Genomic DNA, 6,552 nt, shown 5'->3' with positions numbered 1-6,552 from the left:
CTACGCTCGTCGTAAGGTCGAGGTCGAAAGTGTGTTCGGTCACATCAAGGGCAATCGGTCGTTCCGCAGGTTTTCCTTGCGGGGACTCGATAAAGTCCATGTGGAATTTGGGATTGTGGCATTAGCCCACAATATACTAAAAGTAGCTGGCATTCGCCAGTTACTTTTAGATAATAATCGAAAATATATAAAAACAGGTGGAGAAAAACATTGCGTTTTTCTCCACCTGTTTTATTTAGAGGGACTTATTAGACAGCCCCTTTTTTGTTAGAAAACATAAATTAACTTTTAACTAGCTTTACATACATACCGATTTCGGCTTTAAATAACGCTACTTCGTTCATTTCTTTTACATAATTAGATAAATCAGAAGCAGATACAAATTTATTATTTATCCAGATAGATGGATTGATAAGTCGAATTTTGTTCTTTTGATGGATATCATACTCTTGTTCATTTACTTCCACCTCTACATCTGGATGAATTTGTCCTAACAAACTTACTACTTCTTGATCATTTGAAGCCTTTATTTTGTGAAGTAACTGATCATCCGTTGTTAAAAAATCATCTTTGGTAATGATTTTTTTATTTAAAGCCTGCTTTAATACTTTTGCCAGCCGATCGCCACCATAAACACCTAACGGATTCATAAAAAAATCAATTACCTCTTTATAATAAGTCTCTACAAACCACTCGGCAACTTCAATATGTTGAAGGTGTATTTTTCCGTTTATGACCACAATATCTTGTAAGAAGCGCTGTGTTTCTGCCAGCGAGATATAACCGTACGAATACATGTCTCGTAGCGTATAATCAACGCGATCCGCGCATAGCTCAGGAGCTGACTGCTCAAGTATTGTCCACTTCGTTTCATCAAGCAAAATTTCACGATAATCATATCCATGCTTAGCTAAAATTCTTGGAAGACTTGATTCAGAAATAACTGTTTCATAAATATCTTCATGATAATCTTCATTGCTTTTATCAAATACATAATCTACTACGTGTGAAAAAGCCGTGTGGGATACGTCATGAAGCAGCCCTGCTATTTGTTCTTCTACAGAGCCACCTAATTTTTTAATGAGGAGCATCACTCCAACAGAATGCTCAAATCTTGTTACGTTCCACTCCTTATTAATTAAATAACTTGCCCCGCCTTGATGAATCTCCTTTAAGCGCTGCACAGGCTCGCTTAAAATTAGCTCTTCTACTACTCCTGTTATATCAAACTCTCCGTAGATTTTATCGTATATAAGCATCTTGTTCTCCTCTATTTATATTTGTATGTCCACCCTTTAATTGTTATTTTCCTTTCCACGCTGTTCAGCTCTTCAGTAACCTCAACAAAGCTACTTTTTAAATGGTCCTACTTCAATTCCAAGTGAGCGAAGCCATCGACGGATAGACTACTGTAAACCACCATAGCTTACTTCAAATGCTACGTGTCTTAGTTATGGATGGTATACTGTTTGATAGTCATTCCCTTCCCACAGCTCAAGCCAGTTCTAACCCTAGCTTCTCATAAACCAAGATAGAAATCGATAGATCTTTTACAGACAAATGCGCTTCATATAACCCTTTTATCATGTCGTTGCTCTACATCCCAGTAGTTTGCAAACTTTTCCCAAACAACTTGAACCCCTGAGCTAAACACAATGTTTCTGTCATTCTAGAAATTTAGATGTGTGGTTTCAAGCTTGTTTTAAATACAAAAAAGAGCCTTCTACTTACATGTAAGTTAGAAAAGCTCTTTACCGATTAGCTCATAATACTTTGAAGGAAAAGTCATTTATTACTAAAGGCTTATTTTCTTAAAAGCAAACATTACTTTTCGCTTTTTTATTTTAAAGTGGATAAACTATTAATTGAATGATACATATCTCATCTAATAAAGGAGAGCTAAACCCTGAGTTACTAAAGATGGCCCAAGAAGCACGCTATTATATGGATGCCTGGTAGCAATCCAGAAGCTGATAAAACAAGTATATTAAAAAATCTTTGTGAGTTTGTTGGCGATAACGTTTGGATTGAAAAGCCGTTTTTTTGCGATTACGGTAAAAATATTTCAATTGGAAAAAATACATTTATCAACTTTAATTGCGTCTTTTTAGATACTAATAAAATTGTCATTGGTGAAAATGTTCTAATTGCACCAAGCGTACAAATTTATACGGCGACTCACCCTTTAAAAGCAGTTGAACGAATTAATTCGAACCATAAGGCAAACGAGGCACCTTATCGTACTTTGACTAAACCTGTAACTATTGATGATAACGTTTGAATTGGTGGAAATGCAATAATTTTGCCTGGCATTAGCATTGGTAAAAATTCTGTTATTGGCGCTGGAAGCGTTGTGACTAAATCAATTCCTGAAAATTCATTAGGAATGGGCAATCCGTGTCGAGTTATTGAAGAAATTTAAACTCCTCGCACTTTGTATTATTATTTCCTTGTTATAACCATTTTCCGAGCTGCTTTAGTCTTAAAGCTTTTATCTTAATTAGCTGAAAAAGAGTGATTCAACAAAACAATCACTCTTTTTTAATTTAAATTTTATCCCTTTAATTACAACTCTCTCTTCATTAGTTCTGCCACTTGCATATTATCGTGCTGACAACTCTCTTCTAAATGCTGAATCACTCTTTTTCGTCGTTCAACTGAATGATTTTGACTTAGCTTGGCCTGCGCTTCAATTTTTGTAATATTCATTTTAAACGCAACAATCCCTCTGCTTAAACCTTCTACGAAACTAGCATCAACATCTTTTAACTGATAAGAACTTTCGGGTTTTTCATATTTCTCCACAGAGTTACTTAACGATTTAACTATGGTACGGTTATCTTTAATAATCTCTAACTGTCCATATACATGAACAGCAACGTAATTCCAAGTAGGTACAGCTTTGTTTGTCTCATACCAAGAAGGTGAAATATAGCAGTGTGGACCTTGAAAAACAGCCAGCACTTGTTGATCGACAGCATCTTTCCACTGTTCATTAGCTCGAGCAAGATGCCCATATAAGGTTTTCTCTTCCTTATTTAAATTCAGTGGTAAATGCGTAGCACAAGGCTCACCGTTATGCTGAGAAAATAAAGTGCCGAATCCGTGCTGATCAATAATCTCATAAATGATATCTTCACTCTGAATCATGTAATGCTTCGGTATATACATTTACCTCAGTCCCCTTTTAAAAAGATCATTTAGATCAGTGATTTAACCATAATTAAATCGATTTGCTCTTCGTCCCCCATATAAAAAGAGTGTTGGCCTTGTTGAACAAATCCCATTTTTTTATAAAAAGCAAGCGCGTTCTCATTTTTCTCCCAAACGCCTAGCCAAATTTTTTGTTTATCTAACATTAAAGCGACCTCAACCGCTTTATTAAACAACTTCTTACCAAGACCATGTTTTTGATGGTTTTTTCGGATATAGATTCTTTCAATTTCAAGCGCATCATCTCCCAGTGCTTCAGACTGAGCTTCACCCACGTTGACTTTTAAATATCCTGCTAGCTCGTCATCATGATAAAGAAAAAAGAAGCGTGAAGAAGCAGTAGCCCACTCTTTTTCTAGCTTCTGTAAGGTAAATGCTTTTTCTAAATACGCTTTCATGTTTTCAGGAGAGTTTTGATGTCGAAACGTCTCATCAAACGTTTCATAGCTAATAGTTTGGAGCTGATCTAATTGTTCATAATTGCACGGCTTAATTTTTATGTTCATGTTACTCCTACCTTTCCTCTCAACTTTCTCAATACATTCTCTTATTTCCTTTTTTAACAAACTCCCAGTCCTTTTCAACATTTCTTCTTACTCGTTGAAGTAAGTCCACCATCACTTCCATTTCTTGATTTGAAAATCCGTTTAAAGCCATTTCATTTGAGTACTCATTTTCTCTTTTAATAATAGGAAAGACACTCTTGCCTTTTTCAGTTGGAAAAAGCTTTTTTATCTTTTTATTATGGACATCTTCTTTTTTTTCAATAAATTCATTTATCTCTAATTTTTTTATAGCGCGAGCTGCCGTTGTTCGATCAACCTTTATCATTTCTGCTAGCTTTTCTTGAATAATTCCCGGATTTTCACAAATCCGAACAAGATACAAATATTGGCCCTTGGTAAGATCATACTCTTTAAACTCAATATTACTGATAGAATCAAGCGCTCTTGCAATCATCCCAATTTCGCGTAAAATTTCCACATTGACACACCTCCATTTTGTTGTATTCACAACAAAATATTTATATATAATGTATCTCATTTTTGTTGCATATACAACAAAAAAACCAATAAAAAAAAGAAGCCCTAAAAGACTTCTTTTCTAATTATTAATATGATTCTTTCTCATCGCAAAGTAAATGGGTAAACCAAGAGCCGTAATACCTAACCCCCACAAAGCAAGAGTTGTTTGTGTAAAGAGCGTATTAATCACAATAAACAGCCCACCTAGTAGCGAAATAAGTGGTAGTACCGGATAAAGTGGCACACGATAAGGTCTTGGAAGATCGGGTTCACGCTTACGTAAAATGAGCACAGCCGCAAAAGTCATCGTGTAAAAGATCCAAATAACAAACACAAGCATGTCCGTTAGCGTGTTAAATCCACCAATCGTCATCATAATGATGGCGATAAACAAAATAAAAATGCCCGAGTTGTACGGTACTTTACTTTTCTTTGAAAGACGCCCAAACCACTTGCTAAATGGAAGCTTGTTCTCTGTCGCCATCGCATACGGAATGCGCATTCCCGTCATAATGTAGCCATTGATCGAGCCAAATACAGAAATTAAAATACCAATACTTACAAACTTCCCACCAAAAGCGCCAAAAATCAGGCCTGCAGCATCTGATGCTGGCGTATCTGTACCTGCTAAAGACGCTGCCGACATTACCATAAGAAACGCAACGTTAATAAGAAGATATACGGCCATTACAACGGATAAGCCAAGGATAATAGCTCTCGGAAGATCTTTTTTCGGGTTCTTCATTTCCCCTGCAATGTTTCCAACTAAAATCCAGCCGTCATAAGCAAACATGGTTGCCAGTAATCCTGATCCTAACGCTGTTAAGAAATCTTTATCTGGTCCTGCTTCTACTGGAAACAGCTGAAATGGCACGTCTCCACTATGTAATAAACCAAAGATAATAATGAGTACTAATGGGATGAGCTTACAAACAGTTGCAATCGTTTGAATAGCACCAGCTGCTTTGGCTCCTAAAAAATTCATTAAGGTCAAAAACAGCGCAGTTGCAATGGCAATTATAACAATGAGGAATTGATTATCGTTTGCCGTTAGTCCAAATAAACTAATTGTTTGCGTTCCAAAGATAATAGCAAGCGCAGCAATATTAGCCGGAAAGTAAATAACCGTCTGGGCCCACCCAAGCAAAAACGCAACAAGGTTCCCATACGTTCTCTTTAAATAAGCCATCATCCCTCCTGTCTCAGGAATAGCAGCTGATAATTCAGCAGCTGTAAGACCTGCACATATCGTTAAAAGCCCACCAATTAACCAGGCTAAGAGTCCAAGGCTAGCGGAGCCAGTCGCTCCATAAACGGCGGTTGGTTTAAAAAACACACCCGCTCCAATAACGGTTCCAATAACTGTCGTAAGAGCAGCTAAGAATCCAATTTCCTTTTTTAAGTCTTGCTGCGGCAAAGGAATCCACTCCTTTTTCTCTAATGATGAAGACTAGCTGTTTATACAAAAAAAGAATGTACTTCTGGCAAGTACACTCGTCAAATTTTAGCATATTCTTTTGCTAAGATGCAATTTTGGTTTTTAAAATATTTATATAAATAAGCTAAATAAAAAAGTACATGTACATCTTTACTTCTTTTTATTAAAAGCTTTGAACGCTCAATTTTACGATGAAGAATTATTACCACTATAATTGGATTGTCTGACACTTCAACTTAAAGGAGAGCTTGAAATAAAGAAACAAATTACACCTTATTTATCTTTTAATGGAAATGCAAAGGAAGTTTTTGAAGGTCAAGTTCAAGAAATTCAAACGTTTGGAGAAGTAAATTTCCCAACTCCTCCAGAAGCTCAGAATCGGATTATGCACGCTAAGTTTAAAAAAGATGAACTATTTTCATGGTTTCTGATTCTTTCCCTGAGCAAAATTTAGAATTTGGAAGTACTATTTCTTTAGTTTTAGAGTTTGAGGAAAAGCAAAGAATCGATATTATTTATAATTGTTTATCCAAAAATGGTACTGTTATTATGGAACTACAAGACACATTTTGGTGAGCCCGCTACGCAAAAGTAAAAGATCCTTTTAATATTACCTGAGATTTAAATTACACATACAATAAGTAAGGGCTGCTATATGTGTCCGTTATTAACAAAATATTTTTTTATAAAAAAACTTACCCTGAATTATTCATACCCAAATACAAAATCCCACAGGAAAGGCGATTTATCGGCTTTCCTGTGGGATTCTCTTTTTCACTAAAAAAATGAAAAAAGAATCCATTTCTATTAAGGTTAAATCGACTAAGAACTAACCAAAAGAAAGGATTCTTCTCATGATTAGATTACCGCAAACAA

General features: G+C 35.8%; 8 protein-coding genes and 1 pseudogene. 3 read left to right on the top strand and 6 right to left on the bottom strand.

The features are described from left to right. The coding region (locus AC1UFB_RS15475; protein WP_482589462.1) for a transposase at positions 1 to 271 on the top strand (271 nt) is incomplete at its 5' end. Positions 272 to 281: 10 nt separating this feature from the next. Here AC1UFB_RS15475 and AC1UFB_RS15470 read toward each other — a convergent pair. Together AC1UFB_RS15470 and AC1UFB_RS15465 are read right to left on the bottom strand one after the other, a co-directional pair. Then, positions 282 to 1,259, bottom strand: coding sequence for an HD domain-containing protein (locus AC1UFB_RS15470; RefSeq protein ID WP_100346986.1), 978 nt, complete (start codon positions 1,257 to 1,259; stop codon positions 282 to 284). 195 nt (positions 1,260 to 1,454) lie between these two features. Then, positions 1,455 to 1,587: pseudogene (locus AC1UFB_RS15465) on the bottom strand (VOC family protein); the annotation flags it as partial. Between the two features lie 361 nt (positions 1,588 to 1,948). Here AC1UFB_RS15465 and AC1UFB_RS15460 point away from each other — a divergent pair. Then, complete coding sequence (locus tag AC1UFB_RS15460; RefSeq protein WP_204842954.1) at positions 1,949 to 2,281, top strand: LbetaH domain-containing protein; 333 nt, start codon at positions 1,949 to 1,951, stop codon at positions 2,279 to 2,281. Next, positions 2,282 to 2,422 (top strand): DapH/DapD/GlmU-related protein, encoded by a 141-nt coding sequence (locus tag AC1UFB_RS15455; protein ID WP_275671978.1) that lies wholly within the window; start codon positions 2,282 to 2,284, stop codon positions 2,420 to 2,422. Between the two features lie 143 nt (positions 2,423 to 2,565). Here AC1UFB_RS15455 and AC1UFB_RS15450 read toward each other — a convergent pair whose 3' ends face one another. The 4 genes from AC1UFB_RS15450 to AC1UFB_RS15435 form a co-directional block, all read right to left on the bottom strand. Then, the gene (locus tag AC1UFB_RS15450; RefSeq protein WP_061786052.1) at positions 2,566 to 3,171 is read right to left on the bottom strand and encodes an FMN-binding negative transcriptional regulator; all 606 of its coding nucleotides are present in this window, start codon (positions 3,169 to 3,171) and stop codon (positions 2,566 to 2,568) included. 29 nt (positions 3,172 to 3,200) lie between these two features. Further along, a complete protein-coding gene (gene paiA / locus AC1UFB_RS15445; protein WP_025908324.1) occupies positions 3,201 to 3,719 on the bottom strand; it encodes a spermidine/spermine N(1)-acetyltransferase in 519 nt (172 codons plus the stop codon). Positions 3,720 to 3,747: 28 nt separating this feature from the next. Further along, entirely contained in the window at positions 3,748 to 4,173 is a 426-nt protein-coding gene (locus AC1UFB_RS15440; protein WP_235932386.1) for a MarR family winged helix-turn-helix transcriptional regulator, read from the bottom strand. A gap of 144 nt (positions 4,174 to 4,317) precedes the next feature. Continuing rightward, positions 4,318 to 5,655 (bottom strand): APC family permease, encoded by a 1,338-nt coding sequence (locus AC1UFB_RS15435; RefSeq protein WP_061786051.1) that lies wholly within the window; start codon positions 5,653 to 5,655, stop codon positions 4,318 to 4,320. Positions 5,656 to 6,552: the final 897 nt, after the last annotated feature.

Source organism: Priestia sp. KCTC 13724 (assembly GCF_056820425.1).
The sequence above is the reverse complement of the archived record's forward strand: the minus strand, read 5'-3'. Positions and strand labels throughout refer to the sequence as shown.